We start from the raw sequence: 18843 nt of genomic DNA on the forward strand, positions 1-18843 counted from the left end.
AGGTGTGGATGAGTGTGGGTGGGGGTGGGGTAGGGTAGGGTAGGGTAGGGTAGGGTAGGGTAGGGGTGTGGATGTGGTCCGCCGAATCTGGCCGATCGACTGAGTTCCCACAACGCGTCTGACGGACGTTTATTACCGGCCCGCCCGCTATCGCATCCCATGCGCGCACTGCAGCACTGTGACTTCTGTGACAGCGAGGCCGCTGGCACCTTCGAGGTCCTCCCGCCCGAACTCGAGCCGACCGACGCCGAGCAACGACGGGTGGTGCTCTGTCCGGCCTGCAAGGACCGGCTCGGAACGCTCCTCGAACCCCTGCTGGCTCGCCTTCGTGGCGAACCGGTCGTGGAGTCCGACGGGGCCGACGATCCAAGCGAAGCTGGTGCTGTCGAGCGGCGTGAGCAGGACACCGTGGACAGGGCCGGTCGTGAGGACGAGAACGCACCCGAAAGCAAGGATAGAGACGAAGCAACGTCCGCACCTCGCGGAAACGAGATCACGTTCGGCGCATCGGACGCGGTTGAGGACGCAGTCGAGAGCGAGGCTGCGCCTGCGAGTGAGACTGGCGGAAACGCAGGAACGGGGCCAATGACAGAGACAGCGTCAACGGCAGAGACGGAAACGGAGCCAACGGTAGAGACAACGTCAACGACAGAGACGGAAACGGAGCCAGCAACGGACGCAAAACCGGACACAGCGGCGACAACTGGCGAAACCGGGACAACCAGTACAGAGAGTACCGGCGAGACACAGACACAGACGCAAACGCAAACACAGACACCCAGCACACCACAAGCCTACCCCAAGGTCATCCGCCTCCTGCGAAACCGTGAGTTGCCGATGGACCGCAGCGCCGTCGAATCGCTCGCTGCCGGCGCGTACGACCTCGAAGCCGAGCAGGCCGAGGCCATCGTCGATCACGCACTCGAGCAGGAGGAGTTCACCGAACGGGGCGGACAGCTTCACCGCGCCTGAGACACTGCCGGCTACTCGGTCAACGTCCCCTTCGTACTCGGCGCATCCTCTCTTCGTTCATCCACTCGCGTCGCATCGTCGAGCGACCGCGCCAGCGCCTTGAACAACGCCTCAGCCTCGTGGTGCGCGTTCTCGCCAGTCACGCCCGCGTGCAGCGTCAGTCCCGCGTTCATCGCCAGCGACTCCGCGAAATGACGCGCCATATCGCTCGTGAACTCGCCGATCTGGTCCTGGGAAAACGCCCCATCGAAGTAAAAGCGCGGCCGCCCGCTCACGTCGACCACCACGTCCGCAACCGCCTCGTCCAGCGGCACCCGCCGATCTGCGTACCGGACGATCCCCGCGCGGTCGTCGAGCGCCTCGTCGAACGCCGATCCGAGCACAATTGCCACGTCCTCGACCGTGTGGTGATCGTCGATCTCCAGATCACCGTCGCACTCGAGTTCGAGGTCGAACAGGCCGTGGCGAGCGAAGGCGGTCAGCATGTGATCGAAGAAGCCGATGCCGGTATCGACGGTGGCGGAACCGTCGCCGTCGACGGTTAGTGTGCATTCGATTTCCGTCTCGCCGGTGTCGCGCGTAACGGTGGCGCGACGCTCGCTCGTGGTCATGTGGAAGCGATTGCGCCCTCGCTACAAGGGGGTTGCGCTCACGGCGAGCGTGGCGGTTGGGGCAAGCGCGGCGGTTGGGACGAGCGCAGCGAGCGATAAGTGCCAGGCGCGAGTGATGAGCGACGACAGGAAACCAGATTCAATCGGATGCGAACGACTGTGTGCCGGACGAATAGCGGTGAGGAAACGAGACTAATCTCTGAAGACGATTGTCGACGCAGTCGACACGCCCGAGCGTAGTCGGGTGCTACGAGCACGGTTCATGGAGAACGAATGTCCTACTCACGCGAGTGTTTGAAATCGAACCCGATACCGGTTAGACCTCCTTAAATCGAGTTATAAAACGTCTCGTCGCGTTTAGAAGAGTCTAAAATGGTAGTTTTGGTGTCACTACGGGTGTGAAACGGACCGAAATAGTCCCAACCGTCGGGCGCTTATATGATACATGCAGTGAATGTCGCTGATACGAAGAGGTGACCCGCGATGTCTAACTCAACGCCCAGCCCCTCCCCACTTTCGAACGAGTCCGTGCCGCCGTCAGGAACGGACGGCGACCAGCAGGCAGAATCGACGACGAGCAGCGCCCGAAACGTCCTCAAGGGATCAACGCAATTCCTGAGTTTCTGGGCGGCCGTCGGGTTACCGTTCATTTACCTCCCCCTGCTAGCACAGGGGCTCGGAGACCCGCGAGCAACGCTCATCTTCCTCGGACTGCTCGGTATCAACATCCTCACGCTGTACATCGGCCACGATTACAAGCGCGGGTGAGCCTGAACCGACGCGTTTCCCCAATTCCCGCCCCCATATAGCCCCCACCGTACATACTTTCGAGAGTACGTATCGAGGCGACACCCCGCTGTCGTCGTCTTCGATACCTTCCGAACTGATTATTTCCCCCCGTATCCCAGGTGTGGCTACCTGAATGAGGATTCGTGTCGACTGGCGCTCGAGTTGTAGCCTCACCGGAACGGTGCTGCGGTGGCTCTCAATCCCGCTCGCAGCGCCGGCGTTGCTCGCAGTACTCGACGGAAACGACCCGGTTCCGTTCCTGGTCGCTATCGCCGTTGCGATTGCGAGTGGGCTGGCACTCGAGCAGTTGAGTGCTGACCGCGAGCTCGGCCAGCGCGAGTCGTTCCTGATGGTTGCGCTCACGTGGCTCGGCGTCGCAAGCGTCGGTGCAATCCCGTTTCTCTTCGCAGGGGCCGGCTCGGCCGGCGAATCCGCCTTTACCGGGCTCATCAACACACCGATCAACGCCTTCTTCGAGAGCATGAGCGGGCTGACGACAACGGGCGCAACCGTCATGGAGGAGTGGGATTTCAACAACCAGCCGCGCTCGATCTTGCTGTGGCGACAGCTCATCCAGTGGCTCGGCGGGCTCGGGATCCTGATCGTCGCGATCGGTCTGCTCTCACACCTGATGGTCGGTGGTGCACAGCTGATGGAAACCGAGAGTCAGACGCGAAACGTCCGCAAGCTTCGACCACACATCTCTGAAACGGCACGGCTCATCTGGGGGCTGTACGTTGGGCTCACGCTCCTCGCCGTCGCCGTCTTCTACGGACTGCACCTCCTGGGATTCGCGGACGGGATGGACCTATTCAACGCAGTTTCGCACGCGCTGACGAGTGTGGCGACCGCCGGCTTCTCGCCGGAAGGAGACAGCATCGCCGCGTTCTCGCCGATTGTCCAGTGGTCGATCATCCCGTTCATGATCCTCGGCTCGACCAACTTCGTCCTTCTCTACTACATCACGCAAGGGGAGTTCGAGCGCCCGCTGCAGTCCGAAGAGCTCCGATTCTATCTCGGCGTACTCGCTCTGTTCAGCGCGCTCGTCGTCGGGATTCTCGCGTTCGATGCAGACCTCGACCTGGGTATCGAGCCGACGATCCGCCACGGCGTGTTCAACGTCGTCTCGCTGGTGACGACGACCGGCTACGCGAGCATGGACTTCAACCAGTGGAGTCCTGGTGCGAAGCATATGCTGTTTCTCTCTATGTTCATCGGCGGGATGGCCGGGAGTACGACCTGTTCGATCAAGTCGCTGCGCTGGCTGGTCGTCCTGAAGGCGTTCAAGCGAAATCTCTTCACGGCGATCCACCCCGAGGCAGTCCGCCCGCTCCGGGTCAGTGGCAGTGTCGTCGACGAGGAGACCGTCAACGACATCTTCGGCTACGTCCTGCTCGCCATCGTCATCTTCTTCGGCCTGACGGTCCTGCTCGTCGTCGACGCCGCACGCGCCGGCACCGACGTCAGCGAATTCGGCGCACTCGGTGCTGCAGCCTCAATCTTCATGAACATCGGCCCCGCGTTCGAACTCGCCGGTCCGATGGAGAACTACAACGACTTTTCGGCCTTTTCGCGGTCCGTCATGGTCATCATGATGTGGATCGGCCGAATCGAAATCGTTCCCGTCCTCGTCCTGCTGTTGCCGGCGTACTGGCGATCCTGATCGGTCGGTTACTCGTCGTGGCTATCGTCACCATCGTCACCATCGTCGCCAACCACAGCCTTCGCCTCCTCTAGCGTGAAATTCCCTTCGTACAGCGCACTTCCAACCACGGCCGCCGCCGCACCCGCCTCCTCGAGTGCCCGGATATCTTCGAGCGTCGCCACACCCCCGCTCGCGATCACCGGGACATCCGTGGCGTCGACCAGTTCGCGGACCGGTTCCGTGGCCACGCCCTCGAGTTGCCCCTCCACGTCGACGTTGGTGAACAGGATTGCGGTAGCCCCGAGTTCCTCGTAGCGTTCGGCCGCTTCGACCGGCGAGACGCCCGCACCCTCGGTCCAGCCCTCGACGACGACCTCGCCGTCTTTCGCATCGAGACTGACGATGACGCTGTCGGGATGCGTCTCACTGATTTCCGCAACGATATCGGGGTCCTCGACCGCCGCAGTGCCGAGGATAACCCGGTCGACGCCGCGGTCGAGTACGTCCCGTGCGTCCGCGGCCGTTCGAATCCCGCCACCGAGTTGCGTCGGGACATCGACGGACTCGAGTACGCTCTCGATCGCGGCGGTGTTCTCGCGCTCGCCGTCGAACGCGCCGTCTAAGTCGACGAGGTGGAGCGAGTCGGCGCCGGCCTCGAGCCAGCGTGTGGCGGCGTCGACGGGGTCGCCGTAGGTTTTCTCGGTGCCGCGCTCGCCCTGGACGAGCTGGACGACCTCGCCGTTCTGGATGTCGACGGCGGGGATGACGTCGAAGCTGGTCGGGTCAGTGGGGTCACTCGAGTCTGTGTGAGAAGACGAGTCGTCTGCGTCAGTCATACGTGTGTGAGCGGGGTGCATCCGAGTAAAGGCGACGGTTTGCTGTTCTTCGATGCGCCGGATCGATTTGCTGTTCTTCGATGCGCCGGATGAGTTTGCTGTTCTTCGGTTAGTTGGATCGGTTTGCTTTCGCGTCGGCGCGCCGCTACAGCTGATTCTGTCGATCGTCACCGTCGTCGGTATCGCGTTTCTCAGAGGTATCTGAGCCGTACGACAGCAAGAATTTGACAGGGAGAGACGTTGCAAACACGACAGACGGGACAGAACGGGTCCAGTACTTATTTTATCCGGATAGTCGTATTTGTTGTCGATGGTAGAAACGCTTCTCGTAGTCGGGATTATCGCGTCTGTCTTCGTTGGTTTCAATATCGGGGGATCGTCGACGGGGATCACGTGGGGGCCGTCGGTCGGCGCTGGCATCGTCACGAAGACGGCCGCGGCAGCGATCATGACCGTGTTCGTGTTCCTCGGCGGGATGACGGTTGGACAGAACGTCATGGGAACACTCAGCGAGGATATCATTACGATCGATCTCACGCTCTCGGCTGGCGTCGCCGTCCTCTTCTTTATCGGCCTCGGCATCCTCGTCGCCAACATTTTCGGCGTTCCCGTCCCTACGTCGATGACGACCGTCGGTGCAATCGCCGGACTCGGGCTGGCGACCGGGACTCTCAACTACGCGGTGATCGCCGAAATCATCTCCTGGTGGGTCGTGACACCGATCATCGGCTTCTGGATCGGCGGCATTATCGGGCGGTATCTCTACCCGTGGGTCAACCAGCGCGTCGACATCAAAAGCACCGACGGCCCGCTCCTCAGCCTCGACCGTCAGGGTGCAGTCCCGAAACCGGCGCTCGGACCGAATACGACCGCCCAGGAACTCGCAACGACGGTCGTCGTCCTCATTATTGGCTGTTACATGGCGTTCAGTGCCGGCGCGAGCAACGTCCCGAACGCCGCGGCGCCGTTGGTTGGTGAGGCTGGCTTGGAAGTGACACAAGCAGTCATCATCGCAACCGCCGCAATCGGACTCGGTGGCTTTACGATCGCCAGACGAACGATGGACTCTGTCGGCGGTGAACTGAGCGACATTCCGCTCCTCGCCGCACTATTCGTGATGGTAACTGCTTCGACGATCACGACCGCGCTCTCCTATATCGGCATTCCAATCAGCCTCGTGATGGCCACCGTCATGACCATCGTTGGCATCGGCTGGGGGCGAGCAACCCGCCCAATCACGTTCCGAGAGGCCGTCACCCGCGACACCGACGCACAAGACCGCGATATCGAACTGGGTGCGATCGTCGCCGAAGAACAGGAAAGTGAACAGGCCCCAGCAATCGGTGAAGAAGAACCCGAAGAAGTGCTCAACGCAGCCGATCTGTTCAATCCACGGGCAGTCATCAAGTACATCTCGATGTGGATCATCGGTCCGTCGATGTCGACGCTGCTGGCCTACGGATTCTTCATACTCCTTCCAGGGGTTGCGTGATGCGAGGTTCTTAGCACCTAGGACTCGTACCCCAGCACATGCTCTCGAAAATTCTCGTGCCGATGGACAGGTCCGAACACGCCGGTCGTGCACTCGAGTACGCGCTCGAAAACGTTCCTGAGGCCGACGTCACTGTCCTGCACGTCGTCGGCGTTCCGTCGATGATGATGGGCGATGCGGTGGCACTAACGCTTGAGGACGACATCAGCGACGCGGCTGCGAAGCGCGCCGAACCGGTGTTCGAGTTGGCACACGAAATCGCCGATGAACGGGACCGGGAGATCAAGACGATTGTCGGTATCGGTCATCCGGCACGGAATATCGTCGACCGTGCCGAGGAGTACGACACGATCGTTCTCGGAAGTCACGGCGAAGACTGGGACCGTGCGACACGTCGATTCCTCGTCGGGAACGTCGCCGAAACAGTGTCGAAACGCTCACCGGTGCCGGTAACGATCGTCCACTAGGCGCTCACAGTAGTCTACGATTCGCTCACAGTAGTCTACGATTCGCTCACAGTAGTCTACGATTCGCTCACAGTAGTCTACGATTCGCTCACGGAAGTCTACGATTCGGATTCCTCATCGGCTGCGTCGTCCGCAACTGACTCTTCGATGAGTTCTTCGATTTCGTCCTCGCGTAGACGCCGGTCGACGCGTTCCTCGACGGCGTCGACTTTCGCCTGGACTTCTCCAACCTGTTCTTCGACCGTTTGCTCGACGGTTTCGCCGACTGTTTCCTCGACGGTTTCGCCGACTGTTTCCTCGACGGTTTCGCCAACCGTTTGCTCGACCGTCTCCTCAACTGTCGCTTGTACCTCTTCAACCTGTTCTTCGACCGTCTCACCCACCGTTTCTTCGACTGTTTCGCCGACGGTCTCCTCGACCGTTTCCTCAACCGTCTCGCCCACTGTCTCTTCGACAGTCTCTCCCACCGTTTCCTCGACTGTTTCCTCGACCTGTGCCTGCACACCCTCGACCTGGCGTTCGACTGTCTCGTCGACCGTCTGCTCGAGGGTTTCGTCGACCGTTTGTTCAAGGGTTTCTTCGACCGTCTCCTCAACCTGCGTCTGGACGACTTCGACTTCTTTCTCGACGGTTTCGCCGACCGTCTCTTCGACTGCCTGGGTCATCCAGTCCGGATCGAACCGCGCCATCTTCCAGACGACGTGCACGACGTAAGATGCGAAGACGCCGACACCGAACGCGATTCCGACGTTCGTCTCGACTGTCGCGATCAGAACGATCGAGAGCGCGATCAACGCACCGTAGGCGAGATCAACGGCTGCGTCGACACGAACCGGGTTTAGCATCGGCGAGTAGCACCTGTATCGCTCGACCGGGCAGTGCCAGATTCTGAATGAGAGGCGACGTATCGACGCTGACCATCCACCGGAACACACCGCTGCCCCCGGCGTTCGACGGAAATCCGACTAGCACACATGTTACCAGAATATTCGGTAGGCGACGTTGAAATTCTTTGCTCTAGAATCCAGAGGGTGGCGACCTGGTTGTATTCACGATTGTCTGCCCTCGATGTAATGGGTCTATTTTTAGGATTAGCTCGCTTGAGTACACACTGTGACGGAAGTACTGCTTCTCGTGGGTATTCTCGTTGCAATCTTCGTCGGCTACAACATCGGCGGAGCAACGACGGGGCCAGCGTTCGGTCCGGCGGTTGGGGCGAACGTAATCACGAAAACGATGGCCGCGGCACTCATGTCGATTTTCTTCTTCATCGGTGCGGCGACGATCGGCCCGCAGGTCGTCGATACGCTCGGTAACGAGCTCGTTCACGATACGGCAGTGTTTACGATGCGCTCGAACGTCGCCGTCCTCTTCTTCATCGGCGGCGCGCTATTCGTCGGAAACTACGCTGGTGTCCCAGCCTCGACCTCGATGACGGCCGTCGGTGCGATCGCCGCACTCGGACTCGCGACGGGTGAACTCGCCTAGGACACGCTCGGCCAGATCGTTATCTGGTGGGTCGTCGCACCAATCATCGGCTTCTGGGTCGCAGGTGTTGTCGGCCGATACTTCTATCCGCAGATCAACGAGTGGATCGCGATCGAGGCCAGCCGTGACGGCCGAGAGATGATCACCGTCGACCGGTCAGGCACCGTTCCACGGCTCCAGTTCGGCGACGGTGCGGACCGCCGGGAGATTACAGGTGCGTTCGTCGTCGTCGGTATCGGCTGTCTGATGGGCTTTTCCTCGGGAACGAGCAACATCGCGAACGCGATTGCCCCGATCTACGGCGCAGTTGCTGGCACGGGTACTGAACTCACACTCGGCTCACTGTCGGTCCCGTTCGGAATGCCTGCGCTGATCGTCATCGGCTCAATCGCCGTCGCAATCGGCTGTTTCACTATCGCACGTCGAACGCTCGATACGCTCGGTAACGACATCACGAACCTGCCGCTGACGGCGGCAATCGTCGTCGCCGTGGTTAGCTCGACCATCGTCGTTGCTCTTTCCTGGATCGGTATCCCTGCGAGTTTCGTCGTCATCGCGACGATGAGCATCATCGGACTCGGCTGGGGGCGTGCAACACGGACGACAACGCTCTCTGATGCCAGAGCCGGCGAGGAGACCCACGTCTCCGTCGGTGCACTCACCGCCGACGAAGAGGGTGAAACGCCGCCCGAGATCGGGAAGAAGAGCCCGAAGACATCCCAACGGCTGCTGATCTGTTCAACCCATCAACGACGGCCAGGGTGATCCTCATGCAAAATGTCGTTCCCGTTATCTCCACGGTCGGAGCCTTCCTTACGTTCCGGTTCCTGCCGGTATTCGGCTTCTGACTCCACAGGGAGGCTGTCTTTGCCACCATCGCGAAAGGGGCGCTTGCGCTCGTCACAGATCATTCGTACCGCCTGTGAATCAGCCGGAAAGACGAATACTCTGGATGGATAGCCAGCTATTTGTGAAAAACCATTTAGAATGGAACAGCAAGCTATACCAGTGCGGGACTCGAAGCGCCGGTTGATGCCCACGGTAGAATACCTCAACTACGAAGTGCTGGACGACCAGGGTTGGGAAATGGACGACGACGACCTCTTCGAGAAAGCTGCAGACGCCGACTTCGGCGAAGAGGACTACGGCTCCCTCGAGGTCAACGAGGGCGAATACATCCTCGAAGCCGCCGAGGCACAGGGCTACGACTGGCCCTTCTCGTGCCGCGCCGGTGCCTGTGCAAACTGCGCAGCCATCGTCACGGAAGGCGAAATCCAGATGGACATGCAGCAGATCCTCTCGGACGAAGAGGTCGAGGACAAGAACGTCCGCCTGACCTGCATTGGCTCCGCCGAGACTGACGAGGTCAAGATGGTCTACAACGCAAAGCACCTCGACTACCTGCAGAACCGCGTCATTTAAGCGGTCTCACCGTTTTCCGCTTTCCGTTTTCGCGTGTGTCCGTGACACGTTGAGCCTGTCGTTCGTCGTCCACGAGGTCATCGGGATTCCTCGCGTTCGTGACGCCTCGGTCTCGATTCCCGCACCCTCGACACTCTACAAGCCGTTTGCCCGCTTGAAGAGAGCCGTCTGGCGGGCTCTGCTAAACGTTCCACCCCCAGACTTGCCGCTGAACGGTGTCTCCGGCATTGTCTCGAGTGTCTCCGGCATTGGTGTCGCCGGGCTTGAGCGGACGCACGTCTCAACTCTATCAAAATCTACCAACTCCTATCAAGTCGTATTGAATACGAGATTGGACGATAGCCTCTCAGTTGAGACAGGCGGGGAACAGCTTAACTCAAACACGAATGTTCTTGCTGTATGGGCTATCATCACGTTAACACAAACGACATCGAACCGTTCGATTCCCCCGGTCGTGAATTCCGATCAATTGGCCGTGCAATCGGACTCGAAACGCTTGGAATTAGCCATGTCGTTGCAGAGCCGGGTGAACAGATCCCGCTGCAGTATCATTATCACGAAGAACAAGAAGAAGCGTTCTACGTCATAAGCGGTGTGCTACATGTTGAGACACCTGATGACGAGTACGTTGTCGAGGAGGACGAGGTGTTTATTGCCGAACCAACGAGTCCACATCGCGCGTACAATCCCAACCAGTCCGCCTCTTCAGTCGAAGTATTGGCGTTCGGCGCGCCGTCAGTCGACGATATCCATCCATACGAACCGTAACGGCACCGACAATGCGTCTTCTCTACTCGGCACAGTGCAAATAACGACCAGCAGTGAGGAGAGTCGTCTTTCAATCCGTGGTGTATTCGCACACTGCGTTCAGCAAGGCAGCTGAAATCTGTCACCGCTTGAGGGAGCAACAAGACCCATATCAGGTGTTTTGGGAGGTGGTACACCCCTGCACTGGCTGAACGGAAAAGCCTGCACAGAGACAGGTGAAAGACGGAACAGCTAGTCCAGACACAAACAATCTATCATCCAAAGGGAAACATTCAGTCCACACAGCGGCCAGCATCCGCTTCCCCCCAGAAGACAGCAACGCGGTCAGGAGTCTGCCTTCGCCTCGGCGAGCGTCTCGTACATCTCCTCGACCAGTTCGGTCGCCCGGTCCGCGTCACGCGCTTCCGCATAGACCCGAACGAGCGGTTCAGTGCCGGACGGGCGAGCCAACACCCAGGCATCACCGTAATCGAGACGATAGCCGTCGCGCGTATTCAACTCCGCATCCGCCGCGTGGGCGTGATTCGCCGCCGCATCGAGCATCGCGTCGCGTTCGGCCGTCGACTCATACTTGATATTGCGCCGAATGTTCGCATACCCGTCGTACGGTGCGACGATTTCGCTCACCGGCTGTTCGGCGACCAACTCGAGGAACCGGGCTGCTGTGTAGGCCCCGTCGCGCGAGAGTCGGTAATCAGGGAAGAAGATGCCGCCGTTGCCCTCGCCCGCGATCGGGACGTGTTCACCGTTGGCCTCGAGTTCCTCGATCCGTGTGATGATGTTCGTCGACCCGATCGGCGTGAGTTCGAGGTCGGCACCGACGTTGGTCACGACGTCGACGAGCCGCTGGGAGACGTTGACCGCAGACACCGTCGTCTCGCCGGACTCGAGTTGGGCCGCAGCGAGGGCGGCCAGCGCTGCGTCGCCGGAGACGAACTCGCCGTTCTCGTCGAAGAAGATAGCGCGGTCGGCGTCGCCGTCGTGGGCGATGCCGATATCGGCGTCGGTCGTCCGGACGAGGCGGCCCAGATCGCCGAGGTTGTCGGGAACTGGTTCGGGGTCCCGGCCGGGGAACTTGCCGTCAGGCTGGCTGTTGACCGTGCGGACGCGACAGCCGAGTTCGCGGAAGAACTCGGGGCTGGTGAGCGTCCCTGCGCCGTGGCCGGGGTCGAGTGCGACCGTCAGGTCGGCATCGGAGATCGCCTCGCGGTTCGAGGCGGCGAGCAACTCGTCGATGTATGCGTCGCGAGCGCCGTCGATGTCACGGACTCGGCCAGTCTCGTCCCACGGGGAGACGGCGAACTCGCCCGCGAGCAGCGTCTCCTCGACGGCTTCGAGGTCAGTAACGGCGAGTTCGACGCCGTCGCTGCCGACGAGTTTGATGCCGTTGTACTGGGGCGGATTGTGCGAGGCGGTGATGACGATGACGGGGACGCCCTCGCGTTCGGCGTACCCCTGCGCGCCCGGCGTCGGAACGATTCCCAATCGGTCGACGTCGGTGCCCGTACTCGTCAGTCCGCTCGCTGCCGCATCGGCCAGCATCCGTCCCGTGTAGCGGGTGTCGCGAGCAATTGCGACCCGGTCCACCTGCCAGGCCGTGCCCGCCGCTTTGGCAACCCGCAGGACGAACGCCGGCGTCAGCTCCTCGTTGGCGACGCCACGTGTCCCGCTCGATCCGAAGACTTCCATCGGTCGCTAGTCTGACGGGACTACTCAAAGGGATTCCGGAGCAGACATCCGGTGGGTGGAGGAACTACGATGGGCGCGACAGCACGGAAGGGAGCACCGACGCCGCGCCAGCGGAACGCTTTCGGCCCAGCCACCCAACCCAGCAGTATGGACTCTATCGAGGAAAAGCGCGTCTTCGGCGACCGCGCTGGCGCGGTCCAGGCCTACGTCGCAAGTTCGATCGGCGTCGTCCGCGTCCACATCGCCGGCGAGACCGTCGGCGAGTTCAGCCTCTGTGCACGCTGTGACGCACGAGATATCGCAACGACCCAGTCCGGCCGCGTCGTCGTCGCAACTGACGAAGACGTTCGTATAGAAGCGCACCTCGACCGTACAGATACCGACGACCGGAACGCAGCCAGCGAGTTCTCCCTCACAGACACCGGTTTTGGACCCGCAACCGCAGTCGGCGTCACCGAAACGACACTCCTCGCTGCGAGACCCGATGGCAGCATCGCCGTTCGGGAATACGAACCCAGCGACGACCCACGGGAGACCCAACGAGACAGCGACTGGGAAGAACTCGAGTTCGAACGCGGCGGCCCCGAAGCGCTCGACAGTCACCCAACCACGATCCGTGCAATCGACGGCGACCTACTCGCGACCGACGCCGGCGTCTACCGGCTTCGCGAGACGGCTGGAGCGTGGGTACTCGAGCACGCCGGCCTGACGGACGTTGTCGACGTATCGGCGGGGGCGGTGCCGCTCGCGGCGACAGCGGACGGGCTCTACAGACTCGGAAACGGCTGGATGAAGGTTCTCGAGGGGACCGTCGAGACGGTGACAGCAGATCCACAGGCTGAACCGGGGCGGCTGTCGCGTGCACACGCTGTGAGGACAACTGGGGCAGCCACGGCAGCGAATACGGCAGAAACGGCTGCAGAGACCGCGAGCGCCGAGACGACAGAAGCGGACCTGTACGCGTTCGAAGACGAGACCTGGGAGCAGGTACCGGTCGAACCGGTCGACGAGAGCATCGTCGACGTCGGCTATGGCCCGCGAGCGACGGCAGAAAAGGAAGCAGCGACAACCCTCGAATCGGTCTACGCCGTCACCGAAAGCGGCACCGTCCTCGTCTCGACGACCGAGTCGGGTGCGTCCACCACACCGGATGCGTGGCGACAGCGGTCGGTCGGCGTCACCGGTGTGACGGGGCTCGTTGTCCGCCCTGAATGAAACTGTTCATCCTGAAGACAGGACAACAACGGCAGCCGAAAATCAACCGGCAGATCTAGCGGAAGCTTGACTATCCGTGACTGTCTCGGTCCGGACCATGAGCGACCTTCCGCGCCGCCGGCTACTGGCACTCGGCGGTACTGCACTGACAGGAGCGATCGCCGGCTGTTCCAGCAGCGCGAACGAAGACGACCCGAACGGAAACGACGATTCCGAGACGGACGGAACCGGAGACGAGGACGACACCGAACCAGGTGATGGTGACGAAAACGGAGACGAGACCGGCACAGACGACGCCGACAGCACCGCCCTCGGCGATATCGCCGTCGAGAACCTGAGCGGAAACGATCACACAGTCAACATCATACTCGAGTTCGATGGCGAAATCGAGCACTGGTCGACCCACGAGTTGAGTGCCGGCGACGGCGCGACCCTCGACCGAGACTGGGACGACGACGCGGGCGAGTTCCGCGTTATTTTGCGGCTCGACGACGGCGACCCGGTACAGGATACCGCAACGTCCTGGAACGAGCCAGATTGTCTCAATCTGTTGGTGACGATCAATCGCAACGGTGAGCTGACGACGCACGCCGATACGAACAGCGGACCGTGTGGCGACGGCGACGCTGATTTCGACGAGGGCGACGAGTAACTGGCCAGCGACTCACAGAGACCCAGAACTCGCGAGGGAGTAACGTCGAGGGACAGTCCCACGGGTTCCCGACAGGTCGGTACGGACCGAGGACTCGCAACGGACAGGAACGAAAACTGGTTTACGCCCCATCCTGTGGTGTCGAGTATGATCATCAGCGGAGCCGCCTCCCAGGCGCTCGCCGCCGCGCTCGCACGCGAACTCGAGGAACCGCTCGCCACAGCCGAATACGACCGTTTCCCGGATGGGGAACTGCTCGCTACCGTCCCTGATCTGGCCGACAGCGACGGCATCGGCGACACCGACCGCGCGATTATCGTCGCTTCCACCGTCTCGAGTGACGCCCACCTCGAACTGCTCCAGCTACAAGACGCCGCCCGCGAAGCCGGCGTCTCGGAGGTCGTCACCGTCCTCCCCTACATGGGCTACGCTCGCCAGGACAAGGCGTTCGAGGCCGGCCACCCGATTTCGGCTCGCGCTGTCGCACGGGCCATCTCGAGTACCACCGACCGCGTCCTCACCGTCACCCCACACGAGGACGCAGTCTGTGAGTTCTTCGAGCCGACGGCGACGGCCATCGACGCGGCGGACCGCCTCGCGGAGCCGCTACCCGACGACCTCACGAATCCAGTCTTCCTCTCGCCCGACGCGGGTGCGACCGACCTCGCCAAGACGGTTCGAGACGCCTACGGCGACGGTTCGGGCGAGACGGACTACTTCGAGAAGGTGCGCCACTCCGGCACGGAGGTCGAGATCACGCCGAGTGACGTGGACGTCACAGGCCGCGACGTCGTCGTCGCGGACGACATCATCGCAACGGGGTCGACGATGAGCGAAGCCGTCGCCGTCCTGCAAGAGCGCGGCGTTGGTCGTGTCTTCGTCACGTGCGTCCACCCGCTGCTCGCGAGCAACGCGGTCACCAAACTCTCGCAGGCCGGCGTCGAAGCGATCTACGGGACGGACACGATCGAACGCCAGCAGAGTGCGGTCTCGGTCGCGCCGTCGATCGCCGCCCACCTTTGAGGGCTGGTGGTGTCGGTACTCGGGTACTCGAGTACACGATCTGATTCTTGCCGATCGAGCCGCCCAGCGTGGCGGCTGTTCGGTGACTGAAACGGGAGCAAACCGCAGCGATCGTTTGGAGGCGAAATCCGAGAGAATAGTAGCAGTCAGTCCGACGCTTCCGGCGCTGCCAACGGCTCGATCGCGATCTCGGCATCCACCTTTTTCCGCTCGGGTCGCTCTCTACGTTCGCAACCACTCGCGCAAAGACCTGTCTGGCGAGAGCAAAGCTCTCGCTGACCTTGCTTCGCTTCGCTCAGCAAGAGGCCAAAAATACCGCTTCGCGCAGCGAACCGATGCTTATTCAGACGCTTCCGGCGCTGCCAACGACTCGATCGCGATCTCCATCGCCACGCCTTCAACCTCCCACTCCTTGCGGTGACCATCGTCGACAACGTCGCCGCCGAACTCATCCGCACGAACCTCCTCGCGGATCAGATCCGCACGCTCGTCGACCAGCGAGGCAACGCGGTCGTCTTCGATTTCGAGCTCCAGCGCAATTCGCTCCTCGACATCTAAGTCGAGGTCCTTGCGCATCTCCTGTACCCGGCGGATAACCTCGCGGGCGTACCCCTCGCTCTCGATATCGTCAGTGAGCGAGGCGTCGACGTACGCAACCCCGCGGTCGTCGCCGTTCAGCCCAAAGGCCGTGCCGGCGACACCCTCCGGCGTCTGGGTGACGAACGAGACCATCTCCTCGGTGATCTCCTCGCCGGACTCGAGTACATCCTCCACAGCCGCTGCGATCGACTCGAGTGTCGGCTCGTCGATCCGGGCCTCGTTGAGCGCGTTCATGACCTGGCCGGCGCGGTCGCCGAACGTCGGTCCGAGTTCGCTCATGTCTGCTTCGGCACTGTAGTTCAGTTCGCCCCAGCGGTCGTCCGGCGAGACGAGTTCGATCTCGCGGGCGTTGAGGCGATCCTCGAGCAGTGGGGTGTGGCGCTCGACAGCATCGACGACGCGCTGGTCGTCGGCTGCGACGACGACGCGTGGGACGGGCCAGCGCAGTTTGCGGCCGGCCTGCTGACGAGCGTTCGCGCCGGCTTCTTCGATGGCGCGAAGGAATGCGACGTCCTCCTCGAGTTGCTCGTCGACGAACGTCTCGTCGACGGTGGGCCAGTCGCACATATGGACGGTGTCGTGTTCGGCGTCGCCGGTGAGCGTGCCGTAGATTTCCTCACTGATGAACGGCGCGTAGGGAGCGAGCAGCGCGACGGTTTCGCGGAGCACACGGTAGATGGTCGCGTAGGCGGCTTCCTTGGAGGCGCTGTCCTCTTCTTCCCACATACGCTCGCGGACGGCCTGGACGTAGAACCGTGAGACGTCCTCGACGACGAAGTCGATGAGCGCGTTGAGGGCCTTGTCCTGGCGGCGCTCGTCGAAGTGGGCGGTCATCTCGTCCTTGGTGGACTGCAGGCGGGCGAGCACCCACTCGTCGATGAGTTCGAGATCCGCTTGCACGTCTTCGACGGTCGTCGCCTGCGGATCAAACTCATCGAGCCGCATGTACGGCAGCGGGAACCGGAAGACGTTCCACAGCGTCCGGAGGTGGTTCTCCATCGTCTGCATGCCCTCCCAGGAGAAGCGCATGTCGTCGCCCTGCGGGTTGTTCGACAGCAAGAACGCACGCATCACGTCCCGGCCGTGGCGGTCGATGGCCTCGTGGGGGTCGACCAGAATGTCCTTGGACTTGGACATTGCGCGGCCGTCGGGCATGAGCGCGTGGCCGTGCATGAGGACCTCTTCATAGGGAATGTCGCCGAGTGCGGCGGTGCCCATGCCGAGCTGGGACCAGAACCAGCCGCGGGTCTGGTCGTGGGCTTCGAGGATGAAGTCTGCGGGCCAGAGGTCGTCGAACTGGCTGTCGTCCGAGGGGTAGTTCAGGGTTCCCCAGGAGGCGACCGAAGAGTCGAGCCAGACGTCGAACACGTCGGGCACGCGAGTGTAGGTGGTGCCGTCCTCGGTGATCGTGAGGTCGTCGACGGTGTCCTTGTGCAGGTCGACCGTATCGACGTCGATATCCTGATCGACGCGGTCGACGAGTTCCTCGCGCTCGCCGATGACGATCATGTCTTCATCATCATCACGGTCCTCTGGCGTCCAGACGGGCAGCGGAATACCCCAGTAGCGCTGTCGGGAGACGTTCCAGTCGGGTGCCTCCTCGACGAAGTCGCGGAAGCGGTTGTCTCGCGCCCAGTCTGGGTGCCACTGGCTGTCCTCGATGTTCTCGAGGAGCTCGTCTTTCACGTCCGTGATCGTGATGAACCACTGGTCGGTAACGATCTGGATGATGCCCGTATCACACCGCCAGCAGTGACCGTAGCTGTGGGAAACCGTCTCGGAGGCGAGCAGCGCGCCGTTGTCCTCGAGATCGGCCGTGATCTCTGGGTCTGCGTCCTTGACGAACTCGCCTTCGTACTTGCCGGCCTCCTCGGTGTAGACGCCGTCGCCATCGACGGGACAGAAGATCGGGAAGCCAAGCTCCGTTCCGCGCTCGAAGTCCTCCTCACCGTGACCCGGTGCGGAGTGGACGAGACCGGTGCCGTCGCCGCCCGTGTCCACGTAGTCGGCAGCGTAGACCTCGTGGGTTCCCTCTGCGTCGACGGTGTCTGGCACTTCCTCGGCGAGTGGGTGCTCGTACGCCCAGCCGATCATCTCTTCGCCGGCGACCTCCTCGACGACCTCGTAGTCGTCGTAGCGGCCCGTCTTCAGCACGTCCTCGTGTTTGGCCTCGGCGACGTACAGCAGTTCCTCCTCGCCGTCCTTCTCGGCGCGGACGCCGACGTAGTCGCCCTCCTCGTCGACTGCGACGAAGGTGTTCGCCGGGATAGTCCACGGCGTCGTCGTCCAGATGACGATCGAGCCCTCGCGGTCGGCGAGGTCGAACTTCACGTAGATCGAGGGGTCCTCGACGTCCTCGTACTCGACCTCGTTGTTCGCGATTGCCGTCTCACAGCGCGGACACTGTGAAATCGAGCGGTGGCCTTTCTCGACTAAGCCGCGCTCTGCAGCCTTCGAGAAGCCCCACCAGGCTGCCTCCATGTACTCGGGGCTAACCGTCCGATACGGGTTCTCCCAGTCCATCCAGACGCCGAAGTCCTGGAAGTCAGACTGGAGGCCCTCGAGTTGCTCGTCTGCGTACTCCTTGCAGGCCTCGATGAAGTTCTCCTCGCCGTACTCCTCGATGTCCTTCTTGTTCTCGAAGCCGAGTTGGCCCTCGACGCGGGTTTCGATCGGGAGCCCGTGCATGTCGTAGCCCGGCCGGTCGGTGACGTCGTAGCCCTGCATCCGGTGGAAGCGGATGTAGACGTCCTTGAGGGACTTGTTCCAGGTGGTCCCCATGTGTGCCGAGCCCGACGTGTACGGCGGGCCGTCGACGAAGAAGAACGATTCACCGTCCGATCGGTGCTCGACAGTTTGCTCGTAGGCATCGACGTCGTCCCAGTAGTCGAACACCCGTTGCTCGACGGCATCGGGGTCGTACTGGTCGTCGACCTCGCTAAACCTGCTCATACCTCACGTAATTGCCTGGGATGGTAAAGAGGAATCGATATTGCAGGTCAGCCGATGGATGGCAGGGCGGTCAGCAGATAGCCAGAATCGGTCACGGTGCAGAACAGTGCAGACACAGGCCGGTGACGGCGCGGAACGATGACGCCATTGTGAGCGTGACCGCGAGAACAACGCCGGCGGTTCGACACGCCTATCGGTTAGAGATCAAACAGGTACGCAGGG

16 protein-coding genes and 1 pseudogene are annotated in these 18843 nt (G+C 61.8%); 12 read left to right on the forward strand and 5 right to left on the reverse strand.

The genetic code is table 11. The annotated features are described in order from the left end of the window. The first annotated feature begins 159 nt into the window (after positions 1 to 159). Positions 160 to 972 (forward strand): hypothetical protein, encoded by an 813-nt coding sequence (locus NMAG_RS08310; protein ID WP_004215650.1) that lies wholly within the window; start codon positions 160 to 162, stop codon positions 970 to 972. Positions 973 to 983: 11 nt separating this feature from the next. Here NMAG_RS08310 and hisB read toward each other — a convergent pair whose 3' ends face one another. After that, positions 984 to 1583: an imidazoleglycerol-phosphate dehydratase HisB gene (gene hisB / locus NMAG_RS08315; protein ID WP_004215649.1), complete on the reverse strand. Its 600-nt coding sequence runs from the start codon at positions 1581 to 1583 to the stop codon at positions 984 to 986. A 483-nt stretch (positions 1584 to 2066) separates the two neighbouring features. Between hisB and NMAG_RS08320 the strand changes: the two genes are divergently transcribed. Then, on the forward strand, positions 2067 to 2351 hold the full coding sequence (locus tag NMAG_RS08320) for a hypothetical protein (RefSeq protein ID WP_012996566.1): 285 nt from the start codon (positions 2067 to 2069) through the stop codon (positions 2349 to 2351). A gap of 154 nt (positions 2352 to 2505) precedes the next feature. Continuing rightward, on the forward strand, positions 2506 to 4035 hold the full coding sequence (locus tag NMAG_RS08325) for a TrkH family potassium uptake protein (protein ID WP_012996567.1): 1530 nt from the start codon (positions 2506 to 2508) through the stop codon (positions 4033 to 4035). A gap of 8 nt (positions 4036 to 4043) precedes the next feature. Here the strand turns inward: NMAG_RS08325 and hisA are convergent, their stop codons facing one another. Next, positions 4044 to 4853 carry a 1-(5-phosphoribosyl)-5-[(5-phosphoribosylamino)methylideneamino]imidazole-4-carboxamide isomerase gene (gene hisA, locus NMAG_RS08330; protein WP_004215646.1) on the reverse strand — a complete coding sequence of 270 codons (810 nt, stop codon included), beginning with the start codon at positions 4851 to 4853 and terminating at the stop codon, positions 4044 to 4046. Positions 4854 to 4905: 52 nt separating this feature from the next. On the opposite strand from hisA, the gene NMAG_RS22050 reads away from it, so the two are divergent. From NMAG_RS22050 to NMAG_RS08340, 3 genes are all read left to right on the forward strand, one after another. Beyond that, positions 4906 to 5058, forward strand: a complete 153-nt coding sequence (locus tag NMAG_RS22050) for a hypothetical protein (protein WP_004215645.1) — start codon at positions 4906 to 4908, stop codon at positions 5056 to 5058. 105 nt (positions 5059 to 5163) lie between these two features. After that, complete coding sequence (locus NMAG_RS08335; RefSeq protein WP_004215644.1) at positions 5164 to 6345, forward strand: inorganic phosphate transporter; 1182 nt, start codon at positions 5164 to 5166, stop codon at positions 6343 to 6345. A 38-nt stretch (positions 6346 to 6383) separates the two neighbouring features. Beyond that, positions 6384 to 6812 (forward strand): universal stress protein, encoded by a 429-nt coding sequence (locus NMAG_RS08340; RefSeq protein ID WP_004215643.1) that lies wholly within the window; start codon positions 6384 to 6386, stop codon positions 6810 to 6812. A 98-nt stretch (positions 6813 to 6910) separates the two neighbouring features. On the opposite strand, the gene NMAG_RS08345 is transcribed toward NMAG_RS08340, so the two are convergent. Then, positions 6911 to 7657, reverse strand: coding sequence for a hypothetical protein (locus NMAG_RS08345; RefSeq protein ID WP_004215642.1), 747 nt, complete (start codon positions 7655 to 7657; stop codon positions 6911 to 6913). 268 nt (positions 7658 to 7925) lie between these two features. Between NMAG_RS08345 and NMAG_RS08350 the strand changes: the two are divergent. The 3 genes and pseudogenes from NMAG_RS08350 to NMAG_RS08360 all read left to right on the forward strand — a co-directional run bounded on the left by NMAG_RS08350 (position 7926) and on the right by NMAG_RS08360 (position 10490). After that, positions 7926 to 9148: pseudogene (locus tag NMAG_RS08350) on the forward strand (anion permease). 184 nt (positions 9149 to 9332) lie between these two features. Further along, positions 9333 to 9722 carry a ferredoxin Fer gene (gene fer, locus NMAG_RS08355; RefSeq protein ID WP_004215640.1) on the forward strand — a complete coding sequence of 130 codons (390 nt, stop codon included), beginning with the start codon at positions 9333 to 9335 and terminating at the stop codon, positions 9720 to 9722. Positions 9723 to 10121: 399 nt separating this feature from the next. Then, complete coding sequence (locus tag NMAG_RS08360; RefSeq protein WP_004215639.1) at positions 10122 to 10490, forward strand: cupin domain-containing protein; 369 nt, start codon at positions 10122 to 10124, stop codon at positions 10488 to 10490. A 324-nt stretch (positions 10491 to 10814) separates the two neighbouring features. Here NMAG_RS08360 and glmM read toward each other — a convergent pair whose 3' ends face one another. Then, positions 10815 to 12179, reverse strand: coding sequence for a phosphoglucosamine mutase (gene glmM / locus NMAG_RS08365; protein WP_004215638.1), 1365 nt, complete (start codon positions 12177 to 12179; stop codon positions 10815 to 10817). Positions 12180 to 12326: 147 nt separating this feature from the next. Between glmM and NMAG_RS08370 the strand changes: the two genes are divergently transcribed. The 3 genes from NMAG_RS08370 to NMAG_RS08380 all read left to right on the forward strand — a co-directional run bounded on the left by NMAG_RS08370 (position 12327) and on the right by NMAG_RS08380 (position 15069). Continuing rightward, positions 12327 to 13394, forward strand: coding sequence for an HVO_0234 family beta-propeller protein (locus tag NMAG_RS08370; RefSeq protein WP_004215635.1), 1068 nt, complete (start codon positions 12327 to 12329; stop codon positions 13392 to 13394). A gap of 97 nt (positions 13395 to 13491) precedes the next feature. Then, entirely contained in the window at positions 13492 to 14046 is a 555-nt protein-coding gene (locus NMAG_RS08375) for a hypothetical protein (protein WP_004215634.1), read from the forward strand. 147 nt (positions 14047 to 14193) lie between these two features. Continuing rightward, positions 14194 to 15069 carry a ribose-phosphate diphosphokinase gene (locus NMAG_RS08380; RefSeq protein WP_004215633.1) on the forward strand — a complete coding sequence of 292 codons (876 nt, stop codon included), beginning with the start codon at positions 14194 to 14196 and terminating at the stop codon, positions 15067 to 15069. Between the two features lie 339 nt (positions 15070 to 15408). Here NMAG_RS08380 and ileS read toward each other — a convergent pair whose 3' ends face one another. Further along, a complete protein-coding gene (ileS, locus tag NMAG_RS08385; protein ID WP_004215632.1) occupies positions 15409 to 18621 on the reverse strand; it encodes an isoleucine--tRNA ligase in 3213 nt (1070 codons plus the stop codon). Positions 18622 to 18843: the final 222 nt, after the last annotated feature.

The organism is Natrialba magadii ATCC 43099, assembly GCF_000025625.1.
GTDB classification, from domain to species: Archaea; Halobacteriota; Halobacteria; order Halobacteriales; family Natrialbaceae; genus Natrialba; species Natrialba magadii.

What these genes read in the sequence shown, in the direction of transcription:
- NMAG_RS08310 (WP_004215650.1), top strand. Translation starts at nt 160, where the DNA reads ATGCGCGCACTGCAGCACTGTGACTTCTGTGACAGCGAGGCCGCTGGC.
- hisB (WP_004215649.1), bottom strand. Translation starts at nt 1,583, where the DNA reads ATGACCACGAGCGAGCGTCGCGCCACCGTTACGCGCGACACCGGCGAG.
- NMAG_RS08320 (WP_012996566.1), top strand. Translation starts at nt 2,067, where the DNA reads ATGTCTAACTCAACGCCCAGCCCCTCCCCACTTTCGAACGAGTCCGTG.
- NMAG_RS08325 (WP_012996567.1), top strand. Translation starts at nt 2,506, where the DNA reads ATGAGGATTCGTGTCGACTGGCGCTCGAGTTGTAGCCTCACCGGAACG.
- hisA (WP_004215646.1), bottom strand. Translation starts at nt 4,853, where the DNA reads ATGACTGACGCAGACGACTCGTCTTCTCACACAGACTCGAGTGACCCC.
- NMAG_RS22050 (WP_004215645.1), top strand. Translation starts at nt 4,906, where the DNA reads ATGCGCCGGATCGATTTGCTGTTCTTCGATGCGCCGGATGAGTTTGCT.
- NMAG_RS08335 (WP_004215644.1), top strand. Translation starts at nt 5,164, where the DNA reads ATGGTAGAAACGCTTCTCGTAGTCGGGATTATCGCGTCTGTCTTCGTT.
- NMAG_RS08340 (WP_004215643.1), top strand. Translation starts at nt 6,384, where the DNA reads ATGCTCTCGAAAATTCTCGTGCCGATGGACAGGTCCGAACACGCCGGT.
- NMAG_RS08345 (WP_004215642.1), bottom strand. Translation starts at nt 7,657, where the DNA reads ATGCTAAACCCGGTTCGTGTCGACGCAGCCGTTGATCTCGCCTACGGT.
- fer (WP_004215640.1), top strand. Translation starts at nt 9,333, where the DNA reads ATGCCCACGGTAGAATACCTCAACTACGAAGTGCTGGACGACCAGGGT.
- NMAG_RS08360 (WP_004215639.1), top strand. Translation starts at nt 10,122, where the DNA reads ATGGGCTATCATCACGTTAACACAAACGACATCGAACCGTTCGATTCC.
- glmM (WP_004215638.1), bottom strand. Translation starts at nt 12,179, where the DNA reads ATGGAAGTCTTCGGATCGAGCGGGACACGTGGCGTCGCCAACGAGGAG.
- NMAG_RS08370 (WP_004215635.1), top strand. Translation starts at nt 12,327, where the DNA reads ATGGACTCTATCGAGGAAAAGCGCGTCTTCGGCGACCGCGCTGGCGCG.
- NMAG_RS08375 (WP_004215634.1), top strand. Translation starts at nt 13,492, where the DNA reads ATGAGCGACCTTCCGCGCCGCCGGCTACTGGCACTCGGCGGTACTGCA.
- NMAG_RS08380 (WP_004215633.1), top strand. Translation starts at nt 14,194, where the DNA reads ATGATCATCAGCGGAGCCGCCTCCCAGGCGCTCGCCGCCGCGCTCGCA.
- ileS (WP_004215632.1), bottom strand. Translation starts at nt 18,621, where the DNA reads ATGAGCAGGTTTAGCGAGGTCGACGACCAGTACGACCCCGATGCCGTC.